The organism is Pseudomonas sp. C7.1, from assembly GCF_056312395.1.
Genome location: NZ_JBWDTL010000003.1, coordinates 537,149 through 554,793 on the forward strand (window position 1 = coordinate 537,149; position 17,645 = coordinate 554,793).

Sequence of the window (17,645 nt, forward strand, 5' to 3'; positions counted from 1 at the left end):
TCGTGGAGCGTTTATCCATGCGTAAAATCCGTGAAGTGTTGCGCCTCAAGTTCGATTGCGGGCTGTCTGTCCGTAAGATCTCCCGCAGTCTGGGCATAGGTCACAGCAGTGCCGGTGATTACCTTTGCCGATTCACGGCCTGCGGCCTCTCCTGGCCGCTCCCTACTGAGTTGTCCGACGCCGAGCTGGAGCGGCGCCTGTTCCCGCCACCGCCGGAGATCCCCTCTGAGCAACGACCAACTCCCGACTGGGCCTGGGTGCATGCCGAGCTGCGCCGACCAGGCGTGACCCTGGCGCTGCTCTGGCAGGAGTATCGGCTGGGCCAGCCACAGGGCTTCCAGTACAGCTGGTTCTGCGACCACTACCGGGCCTGGCAGGGCAAACTGGATGTGGTGATGCGCCAGGAGCACCGCGTCGGCGAGAAGCTGTTCGTCGACTATGCCGGCCAGACGGTGCCGGTGATCGACCGGCACAGCGGCGAGATCCGTCAGGCGCAGGTGTTCGTCGCGGTGCTCGGTGCCTCCAGCTACACCTTCGCCGAGGCCACCTGGTCGCAGCAGTTGCCCGACTGGCTGGGCTCCCATGCCCGCTGCTTCGCCTTCCTCGGCGGGGTACCGGAGATCGTGGTGCCGGACAACCTGCGCAGTGCGGTGAGCAAGGCCCATCGCTACGAACCGGACATCAACCCCAGTTACCGCGATCTGGCCGAGCACTATGGTGTGGCGGTGGTGCCGGCGCGGGCCCGTAAGCCGCGCGACAAGGCCAAGGCCGAGGTCGGCGTGCAGGTGGTCGAGCGCTGGATCCTCGCCGCCTTGCGCCATCGCCAGTTCTTCTCCCTGGACGAACTCAACCGGGCCATCGCCGTGCTGCTGGAGCGACTCAACCAACGGCCGTTCAAGAAGCTACCGGGCTCCCGCCAGGCGGCTTTCGCCAGCCTGGATCGCCCGGCTCTGCGCCCGTTGCCGGAGCAGCCCTACGTCTATGCCGAGTGGAAGAAGGCGCGGGTGCATATCGACTACCACGTCGAGGTCGATGGGCATTACTACTCGGTGCCCTACCAGTTGGTGAAGAAGCAGCTGGAGGTGCGTCTGACGGCCCGCACCGTGGAGTGCTTCCACGCCAACCAGCGGGTGGCCAGCCACGTACGCTCCCTGCACAAAGGCCGGCACAGCACGCAGACCGAGCACATGCCCAAGAGCCATCGCGAGCATGCCGAGTGGACGCCTCAACGGCTGATCCGCTGGGCCGAGCAGACCGGCCCGAACACCGCCGGCGTAATCAGCCACATCCTCGAACGGCGCGTGCATCCGCAGCATGGCTACCGCGCTTGCCTGGGCATCCTGCGCCTGGGCAAGCACCACGGCGAAGAACGGCTGGAAGCCGCCTGCCAGCGCGCCCTAAGCCTCGGTGCCTGTAGCTACAAAAGCCTCGAATCGATTCTGCGCCAAGGCCTGGAAAACCTGCCGCTGGCTCAACAGAACCTACCCCTACTACCGGACGACCACGCCAACCTGCGCGGCCCCGGCTACTACCACTGAACAAAGGAATCCCACCATGCTGCCTCACCCGACCCTGGACAAGCTGCAAACCCTGCGCCTGCACGGCATGCTCAAAGCCCTCGCCGAGCAACTGAAAACACCCGACATCGACAGCCTGAGCTTCGAAGAACGCCTCGGCCTGTTGGTCGATCGCGAGCTGACCGAGCGCGACGACAAGCGCCTGAGCAACCGCCTACGCCAGGCCCGGCTCAAGCACAACGCCTGCCTCGAAGACATCGACTACCGCGCCCCGCGCGGGCTGGACAAGGCGCTGATCCTGCAACTGCGCAGCGGCCAGTGGCTGCGCGACGGCCTCAACCTGATCATCGGCGGCCCCACCGGCGTCGGCAAAACCTGGCTGGCCTGCGCCCTGGCCCACCAGGCCTGCCGGGACGGCTGCAGCGTGCGCTATCTGCGCCTGCCGCGGCTGCTGGAAGAACTGGGCCTGGCACATGGCGACGGCCGCTTCGTCAAGCTGATGAGCAGCTACGCCAAGACCGACCTGCTGATCCTCGATGACTGGGGCCTGGCACCGTTCACCAACGAACAGCGCCGCGACATGCTGGAGCTGCTGGACGACCGCTACGGCCAACGCTCAACCATCGTGACCAGTCAGATGCCGGTGGACAACTGGCACGAACTGATCGGCGATCCGACCCTGGCCGACGCCATCCTCGACCGCCTGGTGCACAACGCCTACCGGATCAACCTGAAGGGAGAGTCGATGCGCAGGCGGGCGAAGAAATTGACGACGCCGGGCACCTCAGACTAACAATGCATATCCTGCGTCGCTGCGCTCCGACTGCCTGTCCGGATGACCGTGGAACAGGTGTCCGGATCAGCGTGGGCTGAGTGTCCGAATGGCGTGGAATCCGCAGACTGCCCAGCTTGCTGGTCGGCACTCTTCACCGCGACATAACGCATCGTGGGTCGGCTGGCAGCCTCGCAAATCGCCTCCGCGTCGTTGGCGTCGTTCTTACCACTCTTGACGTAGGGTTTGACGAACTGCGGCGCAATCAACCGCACTTCATGCCCCAACTTGCCCAGCTCGCGCGCCCAGTAATGCGAACTACCACAGGCCTCCATCGCCACCAAGCACGGCTCTTGTTGGCGGAAAAAATCCAGCATCTGTGAACGCTTGAGCTGCTTACGGCACTTCACCTGCTCGTGGCTATCGACGCCATGAACTTGAAAAACCTGTTTTGCCAAATCGATGCCGATTCGCTTAAGTTTCATGGTGACTCCTCCCTTCGTGGCTGTTTGGTTGTGACAACCTCAGTCTGGCGCATAGACGCCGTAGGAGGGAGGAGTCCATCTCATTGCCCTACGTATTACCGCGCATCGTGCACCGTACCGTTGTGTATAAACAATAAACCCCGCCAAGTGCGGGGTTTATTGTTTAGGGCGCGGTGGTTTGCGCCATAGAACCTGTTTCACGCTCTAGCGAGCTAGAGTCCTGCAAGGCAAAAACGGGCGAGGAAGCGGAGTGTACGAGTTGTACATGAGCATTCCGAGCCTGTTTTTAGCGTGAAAGAATCCATCTGACAGACGAGCGCGAACCTGCCGGACACCAGCAAAAAAACACTCGGGGGTGGTTTAGCTCGGCAGGTAGCCGAACTTCTCCAGTGCCCTGAGCCAGCGAGCTGAATTGCGTTTGACCGACAAGGCTTCATAGTCCAGGGCGCTGTCCCGGTAGTGTTCGCGCCGCTTGAGCATGTAGTAGACGGTACGTAGCAGTTTGTGAGCCAAGGCGATGATCGCGCGCTTGTAGCCACGTCGAATCACCAGTGCCTGGAACTTGGTTTTGAATACCGATGCAGTGCGGCTGGCCGAGTGCGAGAATTCGCATAACAACCGCCGCACATGAGCATTGCCCTTACGTATCTTTCCAGGTTTGTGTTTACCTGCAGACTCGTTGTTGCCTGGACAGATGCCCACCCAGGAGGCTAATCGATCAGCGCTACCAAAGGCGTCCATGTCACTGCCGATCTCAACGATGAGTAGCGCCGCGCCGATCAAGTCAACGCCGGGCAGGGTCTGCAAAAGAGACAGGGCATTGCGCTCGCTATCGAGTTCGCTGAGCAGGCGGGCTTCGAAACGGGAAATCCGCGCTTCAAGCTCTTCAATGTGCTGCATCAACTCGTCGAGCACAAAACAGTGGCTGGCCGTCGGTTCTCCTTGCAGCGCCTCGAACAGCTCTTCACGGCTGGCCTTCAGGCGGCGCGTGGCGAACTTGAGCACTTCGTGTACGGGCTGACCCGCAATGATCGCCTTGACCATGGCCCGCGCAGAACGCCCATGCAGGTCGCTCACCACGACGCCGAGACGCACCCCGCTGTCGCTCAACACCTTGTGCAAGCGGTTCTTCTCCGAGGCCAACTGGCTGACCAGCTTCTGCCGCTGCCTGGCAATCAGGCGCAACTCGCGCAGCTTGGCCGGCGGCACAAACGAGCCACGCAAGAGCCCAGCGCGCGCCAGGATCGCCAGCCAGTGAGCATCGGCTATGTCCGTTTTGCGCCCAGGTACATTTTTGACATGCCGAGCATTGACCACCTTGGCCCTGATACCCACCGCTTCCAGGGCCGCATAGGGGCTCTTCCAGTAAACGCCGGTGCTCTCCATCACCACATCGTCCGGCTGCAGAGCCGCTACCCACTCGGCCAGCGCCCGACGATCACGCTTGAACGCGCCAAACTGACGGTGCTCGACTGTGATGCGACCATCCGTCTCTTCAATCACCGCGCAGGCAGTGATCTGGGCCTGATGCACATCCAGTCCAACCACACGTTTATAAAGGGCAATCAATTCCATACCCCACCCCTCTGCTGTCTACACTCAAGATCGGGAAGGTGGCGGTGATCGAACTGAATGAGCCTGAAGGGAACAAGTCCCCAACGGCCTATTTAGCGTTCGCTCTCGAAAGAGGCAATCCGGGGTACGAGTCAGTTCGCTGGATCATGTTAACGACGGGGTGTCTCCGCCAAAAAAACTAGCGACCTCTCACCGCCACCTTCCCTATCTATAGCTCTCTTTCATCATCAGGGGTGGCGGGGCTGCCATGACTGTTAACGCGGCAGGGTCGACGCGCAGCAGATCGTAAGCAGGTTCTTATTCGTCCATCTGCGACTGCAGATAGTTCTGCAGGCCCACGGCGTCGATCAGGCTTAGCTGGGTTTCCAGCCAGTCGATGTGGTCTTCTTCGGAGCTGAGGATTTCTTCGAGCAGTTCGCGGCTGGCGTAGTCACCGATGCTTTCGCAGTAGGCAATCGCCGCTTTCAGATCGATATGCGCCTTGTGTTCGATCTTCAGGTCGCACTCGAGCATTTCCTGGGTGTTTTCGCCGATCAGGATCTTGCCCAGGTCTTGCACATTCGGCAGGCCTTCGAGGAAGAGAATGCGCTTGATCAGCTTATCCGCATGCTTCATCTCGTCGATGGACTCGTGGTACTCGTGCTCGCCGAGTTTCTTCAGGCCCCAGTCTTCATACATGCGTGCGTGCAGGAAGTACTGGTTGATCGCGACCAGCTCGTTACCGAGGATCTTGTTCAGATGCTGGATGACCTTCTTGTCGCCTTTCATGTCTGCGTCTGCCTTGCAGGGGAGTTAGCGTTAAATTCTGGGCCGATGGTTTTCGGCTGTCAAACCTAAGTATTTGAATTTAAAGTTAAAATTAATATGAATACGAATGCTTAAGTTCTGCGATTTGACGCTAAGGTATTGAATTTAAAGCATAAAAAACCGGACACTTGGTCCGGTTCTTGTATATCGCTAAATTCACGCGGCAACAAAACTCGCCGGGTAGGCCATCGCGGCCTGGCTGTTTTGCACGTCGCTCAATGTTTCTCGCACCACTTGCTTGGCCAGGCAAGCGCATTTGCCGCACTGGCTGGCAACGCCGAGGGTGGCGCGCACATCACGGTAGCTGCAGCAGCCTTCGTAGATGGCTTCGCGGATCTGACCGTTAGTAATACCTTCGCAGAGACACACGTACATGATTAGGGCTCGTGGCAGGGCAGTGGCTAATGCGATAGATACTAATGTTAATGAGAATGCTTGTCAAAGCAGTGTTTGGTTAATTTTAGGATGGTTTGACAGGCGGTGCGCTGGCAGGCCGAGCGGCAATAGGCTGTCCCGGCTTGCCGCTTGCTTGTTCGTAGGCGGAAAGCGTTTGCCGCTTTGCCGCATATATCGAAAGATTTATCGATCAAGTCATTGATAAATAAGTAAAAAATAATATGGCACAAGCATTGCTTATGGTCTTGCACGGAAAGTAGTAACACCAACCGGCAAAGGTTTCTGACCATGAGCATCAGTTTCGATCGGGCACTCGGCATTCACGAAAAAGCACTGGGCTTTCGCGCTCAGCGCGCAGAGGTGTTGGCCAACAACATCGCCAACGCCGACACGCCGCACTACAAGGCGCGTGACCTGCAGTTCGCCAGTGTGCTGGCTGAGCAAAGCGCCAAGAGCCAGCGCGGCCAGGTCAGCCTGAGTCGCACCGACAGCCAGCATATCCCTGCCGATGGTGTGATTGCCGGCGATGCTAGCCTGGCGTATCGCACGCCGTTCCATCCTTCGATTGATCAGAACACCGTCGACCTGCAGATCGAGCAGTCCAATTACGCAGAAAACTCGGTGCAGTTCCAAGCCAGCTTTACCTTTCTCAACAGCAAATTCAAAGGGCTGGTCAGCGCCCTGCGCGGCGATTAATAGGAGCCTGATGCCATGTCACTAGCCAGTGTTTTCAACATCGCCGGTACAGGTATGAGCGCCCAGAGCACTCGCCTGAACACCATTGCCAGCAACATCGCCAACGCCGAGACGGTCTCCTCGAGCATTGATCAGACCTACCGTGCACGCCACCCCGTATTCGCCACCATGTTCCAGTCCGCGCAGAACGGTGATCGCGGTTCGCTGTTTGCCGATCAGGACAATGCCGGGGTCGGTGTGCAGGTATTGGGTGTGGTTGAGGATCAGAGCAGCCTGATGCCGCGCTATGAGCCGAACCATCCAGCAGCCGATGCCGGCGGCTATGTGTATTACCCCAACGTCAATGTGGTGGAAGAAATGGCCGACATGATTTCTGCCAGTCGGGCCTTTCAGACCAACACTGAAATGATGAACACCGCCAAGCAGATGATGCAGCGCGTACTGACCCTGGGTCAGTAAGCCAACGGAAAAAGGAGCGTACCCCCATGAGCACTGTTGGCGATGTCACTGGTTCGGCACTGGATCAATACCAGATCAAGAACGAGACCAAGACGAATAAAGACCTGGGTAAGAATGAGTTTCTCAATCTGCTGGTGGCGCAGTTGAATAACCAGAACCCGCTGGAGCCACAAGGCAATGGCGAGTTTATCGCCCAGCTGGCGCAGTTCAGCCAGGTTGAGGGGATTGAGAAGTTGAATACCAGCATGGGCTCGCTGCTCACCGGTTATCAGTCATCCCAGGCGTTGCAGGCGTCCTCGCTGGTCGGTCGCAAGGTGATTATTCCGAGCGACAAGGCGGTGGTTGATACCAGTGAAAGCTTCAAAGCCAGCCTGGTGCTGCCAGCCAGCAGCAGCAACGTGTACGTCAACATTTATGACAAGGCCGGTGCTGCCGTGGCTCGAGTCAATCTGGGTGAGCAGGCGGCCGGCAATGTCAGCTTTATCTGGGACGGTAAGGACTCCAGCGGCAATCTGCTGCCGCCTGGCAATTACAAGTTCGAGGCCCAGGCCACCTACGCCGAAGGCACCAAGGGGCTTTACACCATGCTGCCGGCCAACGTCGACAGCGTCACGTTGGGCGGCCAAGAGTTGATGTTGAACCTGGCGGGGCTTGGCAGCGTGCCGATGTCGCAGGTCCAGGTGATCGGTCAGTAATTAACAGGTTTTAGCCGCCGGCTGTCCGGCAAAGGAGTCTTCCATGGGTTTCAATATCGGCCTGAGCGGTCTGCGTGCCGCGACCAGCGACCTTAACGTGACCGGCAACAACATCGCCAACGCCGGCACCGCAGGCTTCAAACAGTCGCGTGCCGAATTTGCCGATGTGTATGCGGCGTCCGTGCTGGGCTCCGGTGCCAACCCCCAGGGCAGTGGTGTGCTGCTGGGTGATGTGTCGCAGTTGTTCAACCAGGGCAATATCAATTACACGCAAAATGCCCTGGATTTGGCGATCAACGGCAACGGCTTCTTTCAGACCAGTAACAACGGTGAGGTGAGCTACACCCGTGCCGGTTACTTCGGTACGGATCGCGATGGCTTTCTGGTCAATAACTTCGGCTACAAGCTGCAGGGCTATGCCGTGGATGCCAATAACAATCTGCAGAATGGCGTGATCAGTGACCTGCAGATTGAAACGGCCAGCCAGGCTCCGCTGCCGACTAGCAATCTGGACCAGACCTTTAACCTTAATTCGACCAATACGGTGCCGACCACGGTGCCGTTCGATCCGGCGGACCCGACGTCCTACAACTCGTCGACCTCGACCAATATCTACGATACCCAGGGTAACTCCCACGTATTCACGCAGTACTTTCTCAAGACCGGGCCCAACAACTGGCAGATGAACGTGTTGATTGATGGGCGCAACCCAGATGATCCGACGTTGACCACGCCGTCTTCGGTCGACCTGCAGTTCACCACGGCGGGTCAGTTGGATGTGGCGGCGTTGATCGCCTCGACACCCACCGGTTTTGCAGTTGGCCCCGATGGCACCATTGATCTGACCACCTGGGTGCCTGCTGCGCCGGACGCCGCGGTGCCGCCGGTCTGGTCGGCCAACGGTGCCGATGCTAGCCCGACCGGGGTGAATATCGACTTGCGGCAGGCTACCCAGTTTGCCAGCTCATTCGCGGTTAACAGCGTCAGTCAGGACGGCTACACCACCGGCCAATTGGCCGGGCTGGAAATTGATGATACCGGGGTGATCTTTGCCCGCTACACCAACGGTCAGTCGAACATTCAGGGCCAGGTGATCCTGGCCAACTTCGCTAACGTGCAGGGGCTGACACCGGTGGGCAAGACTGCCTGGGTGCAGTCCTTCCAGTCGGGTGAGCCGGTGGTGGGTACACCGCGCAGCGGCACGTTGGGGGCTTTGCAGTCAGGTGCTTTGGAGGACTCCAACGTCGAACTGTCGGATCAGTTGGTTAACCTGATCGTGGCGCAGCGCAACTACCAGGCCAACGCCAAAACCATCGAAACCGAAAGCGCCATTACCCAGACCATTATCAACCTGCGTTGATAGAGTGGAACGGTTGGGCGTCAGCGATTGATGGGTATCGCTGCGCTCAACCGCATCCTACAAAAGTTCAGCCTGTAGGATGGCGTTGAGCATAGCGATACCCATCATCATGGCAGTCGTCACTCAATCTGCCTGGTTGTGGCGGTGGCAGTGAATCTATACGGCAGACGATCGCTTTGCCGCTTACGGCAATGACTCGCCGACTTGATATTAAAAGGCTCCATTCGGAGCCTTTTTTAATTTTTAAAGCTGAGATAAATCAATCGCTTATTGGTTATTTTCGAGTGCTGGCACAGCCATTGCTTTATAGCGTGTATAGAGCAGCGGGGCGGCAAGCCCACTCGGAGAATAACCATGGACAAGATGTTGTACGTTTCCATGACTGGGGCCCACCAGAACACCCTGGCCCAGCGTGCCCACGCCAACAACCTGGCAAACATCACCACCAATGGTTTCCGTCGGGACTTCGAGCAGGCGCGTTCCATGCCGATCTTTGGTGACAGTTATCCGTCGCGGGTCTACGCCATGAGCGAGCGCCCTGGCACTGACTTCACGCCAGGCTCGATGCAAGAAACCGGTCGCGATCTGGACGTGGCCGTCGGCGGCAAAGGCTGGCTGGCCGTGCAGGCGCCCGACGGCACTGAAGCCTATGTGCGTACCGCCAGCTTGAACGTCGATGCCCTGGGCGTGCTGCGTACCGGCAATGGCTTGCCGGTGATGGGCAACGCTGGGCCGATTGCAGTGCCGCCAGAGCAGAAAATCGAAATCGGCAAGGACGGCACCATCAGCATTCGCGCCCTGGGCGAGGCACCCAACGTACTGGCCGAGGTGGACCGTTTAAAGCTGGTCAACCCGGACCTCAAGCAGATGGAGAAGGGCACCGATGGCCTGATCCGCTTCAAGGGCCAGGGCCCGGTACAGGCGGATGCCAATATGGAAATCACCTCGGGCTTTCTCGAATCGAGCAATGTCAATGCCGTGGAAGAGATGACGGCGATCCTCTCGCTGTCCCGCCAATTCGAATTGCAAGTGAAGATGATGCGCACCGCCGAAGACAATTCGGCGGCCATGGCGCGCGTCTTGCAGATGACCTAATTATCAGCACGCGGCGTCGTTAAAACGGCGCCCGAGGAGAATCGATATGCTTCCGGCACTGTGGGTCAGCAAAACCGGTCTGTCCGCTCAGGACATGAACCTGACCACCATTTCCAACAACCTGGCCAACGTTTCGACCACGGGCTTCAAGCGTGATCGCGCCGAGTTTGAAGACCTGCTGTACCAGATCCGTCGTCAGCCTGGCGGCCAATCCAGCCAGGACAGCCAGCTGCCTTCTGGCCTGCAGTTGGGTACGGGTGTGCGTATCGTCGGCACGCAGAAGATCTTCACTGCTGGCAGCCTGCAAACCACCGAACAACCGCTGGATATGGCGATCAACGGCCGTGGTTTCTTCCAGGTGTTGCTACCTGACGGCACGGTGTCCTACAGCCGTGACGGTAGCTTCCACCTCAACTCCGATGGCCAGGTGGTGACGTCCAACGGTTATGCCCTGGAGCCGGCCATCGTGCTGCCCAATGAGGTGCGCACCTTTACCGTGGGTGAAGATGGCACTGTGTCGGTGACCACCGCCGGCAACCCGCAACCGCAGATTGTCGGCAACCTGCAAACCGCTGACTTCATCAACCCGGCGGGGCTGGAAGCGATCGGCAACAACCTGTTTCTGGAAACTGCCTCCAGCGGCGCGCCGCAGGTCGGTACGCCTGGCCTGAACGGCCTTGGCACCACGCTGCAGAACACCCTGGAAAACTCCAACGTCAGCGTGGTCGAAGAGCTGGTGAACATGATCACCACTCAGCGCGCCTATGAAATGAACTCCAAGGTCATTTCCACCGCTGACCAGATGCTCGGCTTTATTTCGCAGAATCTTTGATAGGTAGGGCCGGCTAGTCGCGCAGCGTCTGGTCTGGCTTTGGATACAGCAAGGAATCGCTTGAACGGGTACTGGTGGCTCAGGTTACACGCCATCCCAGGCAACGCATGAGGTAGTAGATATGAACCGGCTGATAGTAATAAGCGCACTGCTTGGCCCCCTGGCGTTGAGTGGCTGCATGGCGCCCGCAGCTAAGCCGGATGATCCCTATTACGCTCCAGTGATGCCGCGTACACCGCTGCCTGCGGCGCAGAACAATGGCTCGATCTATCAGGCTGGTTTCGACAATGGTTTGTTCGGTGACCGCAAGGCCTACCGCGTGGGCGACATCATCACCATCACCCTGAATGAGCGCACCCAGGCCAGCAAGAACAGCAACAGTAAGATCAGCAAAGACAGCTCGGCCAACCTCGGCGTGCCCAATCTGTTTGGTATGGCGGTGAACCCGAAAAACCCACTGGCAGGCCTTGGCGCGCTGGGCATGGCCAACGACACCCTGGGCCTGGATGCCAGCTTTGATGCTGCCCGCTCAGCAGATGGCTCTGGTGCGGCCGGGCAGAGCAACAGCCTGACCGGTTCGATCACCGTGTCGGTGGCTGAGGTAATGCCCAACGGCATCCTGCTGGTGCGCGGTGAAAAATGGATGACCCTCAATACCGGCGATGAGCTGGTGCGAATTGCCGGCCTGGTACGCTCTGATGACATCGCCACCGACAACACCGTGTCCTCGACCCGTATCGCCGACGCGCGCATCACCTACTCGGGCACTGGCGCCTTTGCCGATGCTAGCCAGCCGGGCTGGATGAGCCGGTTTTTTCTTAGCCCAATGTGGCCGTTCTGAGGATGGCTACCATGACGCTTAGTAAATACCTGCTTGCCGCTGCGGCTCTACTGCTGGCTTCCCTGGCTCAGGCCGAACGGCTTAAGGATTTGGCCAGCATCCAGGGTGTACGCACCAACCAGTTGATTGGCTACGGCCTTGTAGTCGGCCTTAATGGCAGTGGCGACCAGACCACCCAGACGCCGTTCACCGTGCAGACCTTCAACAACATGATGGCCCAGTTCGGCATCAAGGTGCCGGCGGGCGGCAACGTGCAGCTGAAGAACGTGGCTGCGGTGTCGATCCATGCGGACCTGCCGGCGTTTGCTAAGCCAGGGCAGACCATCGACATCACCGTATCCTCTATCGGTAACGCCAAGAGCCTGCGTGGCGGTAGCTTGCTGATGACACCGCTCAAGGGTATCGATGGCAACGTTTATGCCATTGCCCAGGGCAACCTGGTGGTCGGTGGTTTTGACGCCGAGGGCGGCGACGGTTCGCGGATCACTGTCAACGTTCCGTCAGCCGGGCGTATTCCTGGCGGCGCGACGGTCGAGCGACCAGTGCCAAGTGGTTTCGACCAGGGTAATACCCTGACGCTCAACCTCAATCGTCCTGACTTCACCACCGCAAAGAATATTGTTGACCATATCAACGAGCTGCTCGGCCCAGGCGTGGCCCAGGCGGTCGACGGTGGCTCGATCCGGGTCAGCGCGCCGCTCGATCCGGGTCAGCGCGTTGACTACCTGTCAATTCTGGAGAACCTCGAAGTTGAGGTTGGTCAGGCCGTGGCCAAGGTCATCATCAACTCGCGCACCGGCACCATCGTGATTGGCCAGAACGTGCGCGTGCAGCCTGCCGCTGTGACCCACGGCAGCCTGACCGTGACCATCACCGAAGACCCGATTGTCAGCCAGCCGGAGGCATTGGCCGGTGGTGAGACCGCTGTGGTGCCTCGCTCCAAGATCAATGCCGATCAGGAATTAAAGCCGATGTTCAAGTTCGGTCCCGGTACCACGCTGGATGAGATCGTCCGCGCGGTGAATCAGGTGGGCGCTTCGCCTTCCGACCTTATGGCCATCCTGGAGGCGCTGAAACAAGCCGGCGCTCTGCAGGCTGACCTGATCGTGATTTGAGGAGCTAGCCATGGACTCTCGACTCTCCGCCGGCTTGCTCGGCAGTGGCCCAAGCACCCTGGACAGCGGTGCGTTCAACGACCTCAATCGCCTGCAGCAATTCAAGGTCGGTGGCGACAGCGAAAAGAACATCAAGAAGGTGGCTCAGGAGTTTGAGTCGCTGTTTCTCAATGAAATGCTCAAGGCCATGCGCTCGGCCAACGAAGTGTTCGGTGAAGGCAACTTCATGAACAGTAACGAGAGCAAAACCTACCAGGACATGCACGACCAGCAGCTGTCGGTGACCCTGTCCAACCACCAGAGTGGCATCGGCCTGGCCGACGTGCTGGTGCGGCAGATGTCGAAGATCAAGCAGGCGGATAGCCGCCCTAATCCCTTTGCTCAGGTTGATGAGCCGGTGCCAAGTGCGCCAATCAAGCCATTGGCCAAAGTCGACAGCGCGCGTGACGACACTTCATTAATCAACCAACGGCGCCTGTCGTTGCCGGGTAAACTGACGGACCGTTTGCTGGCCGGCATCGTGCCATCGGCCACTGCCGCCGATGGCCAGCCATTGGCGCAGAACGACTGGATTCCCGCCAAGTCTTTTGCCGCGCCCGCCGATACCGCGCTGGCTTTGAATGGAATGGATGCGATCACTGGCCGGCGCATTGCCCAGCCGCCACTGGCACCGGGCAAAGCCGCGTTCGGCTCGAAGGATGAGTTTATTGCCGCCATGTTGCCGATGGCCGAACAGGCTGCCGAGAAGATTGGCGTCGACCCGCGTTACCTGGTGGCCCAGGCCGCGCTGGAAACCGGTTGGGGCAAGTCGATCATTCGTCAGCAGGACGGCAGCAGCAGCCACAATCTGTTCGGCATCAAAACCCACAACACCTGGGAAGGCGACTCGGCGCGCGTGCTAACCACTGAGTTCAAGGGCGGCAAAGCAGTCAAGGAAGCGGCCTCATTCCGCGCCTACGAGTCCTTCGCCCATAGCTTTGAAGACTACGTGAGCTTCCTGCAGGGCAATGGTCGCTACCAGAAGGCCCTGGCCAGCACCGACAAACCCGAGCAGTTTGCCCGTGAGTTACAGAAAGCCGGTTACGCCACAGACCCGCAGTACGCCCGCAAGATCGCTCAGATAGCTCGGCAGATGCAGACCTATCAAGCAGTCGCTGCCGTCAGTACGCCGTCCACCAACGGATGATGAACCATGGCTGACTTACTCAATATTGGCCTGTCCGGATTGTCGGCGAACAAGACTTCGCTGGCAGTCACGGGCCACAACATCGTCAACGTCAATACGCCAGGTTTCTCGCGCCAGGACACCGTGCAGGCCACGCGCGTGCCGCAGTTTAGTGGTGCTGGATATATTGGTTCGGGCACTACGCTGGTGGATATTCGGCGCAGCTACAGCGAGTTTCTTAGCGCGCAGGTGCGTAGTAGCACGGCGCTCAGCTCCGACGTTGAGGCCTACAAAAGCCAGATCGAGCAGCTGGATTCCCTGCTGGCCGGCTCGACCACGGGCATCACGCCTTCGTTGCAGAAGTTCTTCTCGGCCCTGCAGACCGCCGCCGAAGACCCCGCCAATATCCCCGCCCGGCAGTTGGTGCTATCGGAGGCGGAAGGTCTGGCCCGGCGTTTCAATACGGTCTACGACCGCATCAACCAGCAGAACGAGTTCATCAACAAACAGATGGTGGCGGTCAGCGATCAGATCAATCGCCTGGCCACTTCAATTGGCAGTTACAACGAGGCTATTGCCATTGCGGCGTCCAACGGCCAGCAGCCCAATGACCTGCTGGATGCCCGCGAGGAGGCGATCCGCCAACTGTCCACCTACATCGGGGTGACGGTGGTTGCGCAGGATGATAGCTCGGTCAACCTGTTCGTCGGCTCTGGCCAGCCGCTGGTGGTGGGTAGCACCACCAGTCGCCTGGAGGTCGTGCCGGGACAGGGCGACCCGACCCGCTTTGAGGTGAACCTCGTCAGCGGCGGTTCCAGGCAGGGCATCACCTCACTGATAACCGGCGGTGAGCTGGGCGGGCTGATCCGTTACCGCGCCGAATCCCTGGATCCAACCCTCAACTCGCTCGGTCGGCTGGCACTGGCGGTCAGCGATCAGGTCAATACCCAGCTCGGCGAAGGCTTGGATTTGAAGGGGCAGGTGGGTACCGCCCTGTTCGGTGACTTCAACGACGCCGCAACCGCAGCGCTGCGAGTGCTGGCCTTCACGACTAACACCAGCAACGTCCAGCCGACGCTGAACATCACCGACAGCAGCGTGCTGACCACCAGCGACTATCGCTTAGAATATGACGGCGCCACCTATACAGCGCGACGCTTAAGCGATGGCGAGGCGCTTTCGATTACCGATACGGCTGGCGTGCTCAGTTTTACCGATGGCAGTGGGCGTGACCAAGGGTTCACCATAACCCCAAATGGTACGCCGAATGCTGGGGATCGATTCCTGCTTCAGCCTACTCGGCGCGGCGCCGGTAGCATCACGGCAGTGCTGGACCAGCCTGATCAATTGGCCTTCGCCGCGCCGGTGCGGGCGGAAGCACAATTGCAGAATCGCGGTAACGGCTCGATTTCACAGCCCGATCTGATTGCGGCCGGCACCAGCCCCATTGACTCAACGGCTATTGCCGCCGCTTTGCCTGTGGCCCTTACTTATAACGGCGCGGGTGCGTTTGAAAACCCGCCAGGCACCCCGGTTGCTGGCCTAGCTCGGGTTCCCGCCGGGGCATTCGTACCCGGCCAGCCGAATACCTACGAACTTGATCTGGGCGGCGGCAACCGGGTGAGTTTCACCGTCAGCGGTCGTCCAGAGAGCGGCGACAGCTTCAGCTTGTCGTTCAACACCAATGGCGTGTCGGACAACCGCAACGCTTTGAAGCTGGTGGATCTGCAAAGCAAGCAGACGGTTGGCGTAGATCCAACGGTGACCGGCATCGGCACCGGGGTTACTTTCACCGATGGCTATGGCGACCTGGTCGAGCGTGTTGGCACCCTGACTGCACAAGCTCGGCAGGACAGCGAAGCCACCGGCGCGATACTTAAACAGGCCACTGACAGCCGTGATTCGCTGTCGGCGGTGAACCTCGACGAGGAAGCGGCCAATCTGATCAAGTTCGAGCAGTACTACAATGCTTCGGCGCAAGTCATTCAAGTTGCGCGCTCTTTGTTCGATACCCTGATCAATACGTTCAGATAAAAGCGCGCGGCTCGCCGGCGCGCGCAGCACAATACCCTCTCCCTCCAGGAGACGACTGCAAGGATGCAGGAGGTAGGGCGACGCAGGACGCCAAAGCCGAGGGTTAGGGGGAGGAGCTGCTCGCGGTGTCTGGCGTACCCTGCGATCTGTAGGAGATATCCCGTCGTCCAGACGCTGCGCTGTCGCGTAGCAAACTGTGTAGGAGCCAGCTTGCTGGCGATCCGGTTTCGGCAGCAAGGCAATTGTCCAGGCCGCCTAAGAGGTAAGATTTCATGCGCATCTCCACCATCCAGGCGTTCAACAACGGCGTGCAGGGCATCCAGCGCAACTACGCAAATGTCACCCGCACCCAGGAACAAATCAGTACTGGCAACCGCATCCTCACTCCAGCGGATGACCCGGTTGCCTCGGTGCGCCTGCTGCAGCTGGAGCAACAGCAGAACGTGCTGACCCAATACAAAGACAACCTTGCGGCGGCCAACAACAGCCTGACCCAGGAGGAAGTCACCCTCAACTCGGTCAATACCGTCCTCCAGCGCGTGCGCGAGCTGGCGGTGCAGGCCGGTAATGGCGCACTGAGTCAGAGCGACCGCCAGTCTATCGCCGCCGAGCTGGGCGAGCGCGAGGATGAGTTGCTCAGCCTGATGAACACCCGCAATGCTCGCGGCGAGTACCTGTTTTCAGGGTTTCAGGGCAAGACCCAACCCTTCGTGCGCCAGGCCGATGGCAGTTACAGCTATGAAGGCGACGAGGGCCAACGCAAGCTGCAAGTGGCTAGCTCGCTGGACATGGCGATCAGTGGCAGTGGCAAGCGGATTTTCGAGCGCGTCACCAATGCGGGGCGCTTAGGTAGCGTGCTTACAGTGAGTCCAGTGGGTTCTACCCTGGGCGTCTCAGCACCCTTGGTGCAGGACGAAGTGGCTTTCGCCGCGTTACCACCAAACAACTTTCCGCAGGCCGGTATTGAAATCGTTTTCGGCAATCCAGATGCCGAGAGTTATGAAGTGTTTGAAATCGGTGTGCCGGGCACGGTGCTGGCCAGCGGCAAACTCGACGATGACCCAGATGATAGCGATCAGTTGGTGTTTCGCGGCGTGACCTTGCACTTCGACGGGGTTCCGGTGGGAGGCGAAACCATTCAGATCACGGCCGATCCAACACAAGAAAAGCAGGGTATTTTGACCACCATCGCCAATCTGCGCACGGCCCTGGAAAACGGTGTGGACACCCCGGCCGGCAACCTGCAAACGCGCGACGCGGTGGCCGAGGCGCTGACCAACCTGGATCACGGCATGACTACGGTGGACAGCGTGCGCGGCGAAATCGGTGCACGCCTGAATATTATCGAGTCGACCCTGACTGATAACGACGACGTCACTCTGGTCAACAAAGGCGTGCAGGCCGACCTGCGTGAATTGGATTACGCCGAGGCGCTGTCGCGTCTGTCCTTTCAGTCGATCATTCTGGAGGCAGCGCAGCAGAGTTTTGTAAAAATCAGCAACCTCAACCTGTTCAACCAGCTGCGTTGATGCTTCGTAGTTCTTAGAGCCGCTTGATTGCCGAAAACTTGCGGGTATTTTTTACCGCTGTAGGGGATCCCTTGGTCGCGAGCTTTGTGCATATAGCTGGCAGCGTCACCCCGAAAGCTCGCGGGCAAGCCCGCTCCTACAGTCCAGATGTGGTTGTTAATTGGGGGTTTCCTGACGTAAACCTGCCCAAACCCTGCATTCGTCTTATCGTTTGAGCTAACTGATTGTTAACCCCGAAGAATTTTTTTTCGCGAAATAGGCCAAAAAAACCT

16 protein-coding genes and 1 pseudogene are annotated in these 17,645 nt (G+C 59.2%); 13 read left to right on the plus strand and 4 right to left on the minus strand.

What is annotated here, in order from left to right:
- The first annotated feature begins 17 nt into the window (after window positions 1-17).
- Together istA and istB are read left to right on the plus strand one after the other, a co-directional pair.
- On the plus strand, window positions 18-1,538 hold the full coding sequence (gene istA, locus AC0T4W_RS05780; protein WP_476317286.1) for an IS21 family transposase: 1,521 nt from the start codon (window positions 18-20) through the stop codon (window positions 1,536-1,538).
- 16 nt (window positions 1,539-1,554) lie between these two features.
- Window positions 1,555-2,310 carry an IS21-like element helper ATPase IstB gene (gene istB / locus AC0T4W_RS05785; RefSeq protein WP_476316371.1) on the plus strand — a complete coding sequence of 252 codons (756 nt, stop codon included), beginning with the start codon at window positions 1,555-1,557 and terminating at the stop codon, window positions 2,308-2,310.
- Window positions 2,311-2,414: 104 nt separating this feature from the next.
- Here the strand turns inward: istB and AC0T4W_RS05790 are convergent.
- From AC0T4W_RS05790 to AC0T4W_RS05805, 4 genes and pseudogenes are all read right to left on the minus strand, one after another.
- A pseudogene (locus tag AC0T4W_RS05790) lies at window positions 2,415-2,774 on the minus strand (IS110 family transposase); the annotation flags it as partial.
- Between the two features lie 360 nt (window positions 2,775-3,134).
- The gene (locus tag AC0T4W_RS05795; protein WP_476316702.1) at window positions 3,135-4,349 is read right to left on the minus strand and encodes an IS110 family RNA-guided transposase; all 1,215 of its coding nucleotides are present in this window, start codon (window positions 4,347-4,349) and stop codon (window positions 3,135-3,137) included.
- A 297-nt stretch (window positions 4,350-4,646) separates the two neighbouring features.
- Window positions 4,647-5,117: a bacterioferritin gene (bfr, locus tag AC0T4W_RS05800; protein ID WP_476317289.1), complete on the minus strand. Its 471-nt coding sequence runs from the start codon at window positions 5,115-5,117 to the stop codon at window positions 4,647-4,649.
- A 195-nt stretch (window positions 5,118-5,312) separates the two neighbouring features.
- Entirely contained in the window at window positions 5,313-5,531 is a 219-nt protein-coding gene (locus AC0T4W_RS05805) for a bacterioferritin-associated ferredoxin (protein WP_476317292.1), read from the minus strand.
- 309 nt (window positions 5,532-5,840) lie between these two features.
- Here AC0T4W_RS05805 and flgB point away from each other — a divergent pair, with 309 nt between their 5' ends.
- The 11 genes from flgB to flgL all read left to right on the plus strand — a co-directional run bounded on the left by flgB (window position 5,841) and on the right by flgL (window position 17,373).
- Complete coding sequence (flgB, locus tag AC0T4W_RS05810) at window positions 5,841-6,248, plus strand: flagellar basal body rod protein FlgB (protein WP_476317295.1); 408 nt, start codon at window positions 5,841-5,843, stop codon at window positions 6,246-6,248.
- 15 nt (window positions 6,249-6,263) lie between these two features.
- Window positions 6,264-6,707: a flagellar basal body rod protein FlgC gene (gene flgC, locus AC0T4W_RS05815; protein WP_275961269.1), complete on the plus strand. Its 444-nt coding sequence runs from the start codon at window positions 6,264-6,266 to the stop codon at window positions 6,705-6,707.
- A 26-nt stretch (window positions 6,708-6,733) separates the two neighbouring features.
- A complete protein-coding gene (flgD, locus tag AC0T4W_RS05820; RefSeq protein ID WP_476317299.1) occupies window positions 6,734-7,402 on the plus strand; it encodes a flagellar hook assembly protein FlgD in 669 nt (222 codons plus the stop codon).
- Window positions 7,403-7,445: 43 nt separating this feature from the next.
- A complete protein-coding gene (flgE, locus tag AC0T4W_RS05825; RefSeq protein ID WP_476317302.1) occupies window positions 7,446-8,762 on the plus strand; it encodes a flagellar hook protein FlgE in 1,317 nt (438 codons plus the stop codon).
- Between the two features lie 354 nt (window positions 8,763-9,116).
- Window positions 9,117-9,857 (plus strand): flagellar basal body rod protein FlgF, encoded by a 741-nt coding sequence (locus AC0T4W_RS05830; RefSeq protein WP_476317305.1) that lies wholly within the window; start codon window positions 9,117-9,119, stop codon window positions 9,855-9,857.
- A gap of 46 nt (window positions 9,858-9,903) precedes the next feature.
- Window positions 9,904-10,689: a flagellar basal-body rod protein FlgG gene (flgG, locus tag AC0T4W_RS05835; RefSeq protein ID WP_476317308.1), complete on the plus strand. Its 786-nt coding sequence runs from the start codon at window positions 9,904-9,906 to the stop codon at window positions 10,687-10,689.
- 121 nt (window positions 10,690-10,810) lie between these two features.
- Complete coding sequence (flgH, locus tag AC0T4W_RS05840; protein ID WP_476317310.1) at window positions 10,811-11,530, plus strand: flagellar basal body L-ring protein FlgH; 720 nt, start codon at window positions 10,811-10,813, stop codon at window positions 11,528-11,530.
- An 11-nt stretch (window positions 11,531-11,541) separates the two neighbouring features.
- Window positions 11,542-12,645 (plus strand): flagellar basal body P-ring protein FlgI, encoded by a 1,104-nt coding sequence (locus AC0T4W_RS05845; RefSeq protein ID WP_476317313.1) that lies wholly within the window; start codon window positions 11,542-11,544, stop codon window positions 12,643-12,645.
- A 10-nt stretch (window positions 12,646-12,655) separates the two neighbouring features.
- Window positions 12,656-13,831, plus strand: a complete 1,176-nt coding sequence (gene flgJ, locus AC0T4W_RS05850) for a flagellar assembly peptidoglycan hydrolase FlgJ (RefSeq protein WP_476317316.1) — start codon at window positions 12,656-12,658, stop codon at window positions 13,829-13,831.
- Between the two features lie 6 nt (window positions 13,832-13,837).
- Entirely contained in the window at window positions 13,838-15,844 is a 2,007-nt protein-coding gene (gene flgK / locus AC0T4W_RS05855; RefSeq protein WP_476317319.1) for a flagellar hook-associated protein FlgK, read from the plus strand.
- Between the two features lie 272 nt (window positions 15,845-16,116).
- Entirely contained in the window at window positions 16,117-17,373 is a 1,257-nt protein-coding gene (gene flgL / locus AC0T4W_RS05860; protein WP_476317322.1) for a flagellar hook-associated protein FlgL, read from the plus strand.
- The last annotated feature ends 272 nt before the right edge of the window (window positions 17,374-17,645 follow it).

Coding starts and splice junctions, on each gene's coding strand:
- flgD (WP_476317299.1), top strand. CDS start 6,734: ATGAGCACTGTTGGCGATGTCACTGGTTCGGCACTGGATCAATACCAG.
- AC0T4W_RS05830 (WP_476317305.1), top strand. CDS start 9,117: ATGGACAAGATGTTGTACGTTTCCATGACTGGGGCCCACCAGAACACC.
- bfr (WP_476317289.1), bottom strand. CDS start 5,117: ATGAAAGGCGACAAGAAGGTCATCCAGCATCTGAACAAGATCCTCGGT.
- flgE (WP_476317302.1), top strand. CDS start 7,446: ATGGGTTTCAATATCGGCCTGAGCGGTCTGCGTGCCGCGACCAGCGAC.
- istA (WP_476317286.1), top strand. CDS start 18: ATGCGTAAAATCCGTGAAGTGTTGCGCCTCAAGTTCGATTGCGGGCTG.
- AC0T4W_RS05795 (WP_476316702.1), bottom strand. CDS start 4,349: ATGGAATTGATTGCCCTTTATAAACGTGTGGTTGGACTGGATGTGCAT.
- flgB (WP_476317295.1), top strand. CDS start 5,841: ATGAGCATCAGTTTCGATCGGGCACTCGGCATTCACGAAAAAGCACTG.
- flgH (WP_476317310.1), top strand. CDS start 10,811: ATGAACCGGCTGATAGTAATAAGCGCACTGCTTGGCCCCCTGGCGTTG.
- flgG (WP_476317308.1), top strand. CDS start 9,904: ATGCTTCCGGCACTGTGGGTCAGCAAAACCGGTCTGTCCGCTCAGGAC.
- AC0T4W_RS05845 (WP_476317313.1), top strand. CDS start 11,542: ATGACGCTTAGTAAATACCTGCTTGCCGCTGCGGCTCTACTGCTGGCT.
- istB (WP_476316371.1), top strand. CDS start 1,555: ATGCTGCCTCACCCGACCCTGGACAAGCTGCAAACCCTGCGCCTGCAC.
- flgC (WP_275961269.1), top strand. CDS start 6,264: ATGTCACTAGCCAGTGTTTTCAACATCGCCGGTACAGGTATGAGCGCC.
- AC0T4W_RS05805 (WP_476317292.1), bottom strand. CDS start 5,531: ATGTACGTGTGTCTCTGCGAAGGTATTACTAACGGTCAGATCCGCGAA.
- flgL (WP_476317322.1), top strand. CDS start 16,117: ATGCGCATCTCCACCATCCAGGCGTTCAACAACGGCGTGCAGGGCATC.
- flgJ (WP_476317316.1), top strand. CDS start 12,656: ATGGACTCTCGACTCTCCGCCGGCTTGCTCGGCAGTGGCCCAAGCACC.
- flgK (WP_476317319.1), top strand. CDS start 13,838: ATGGCTGACTTACTCAATATTGGCCTGTCCGGATTGTCGGCGAACAAG.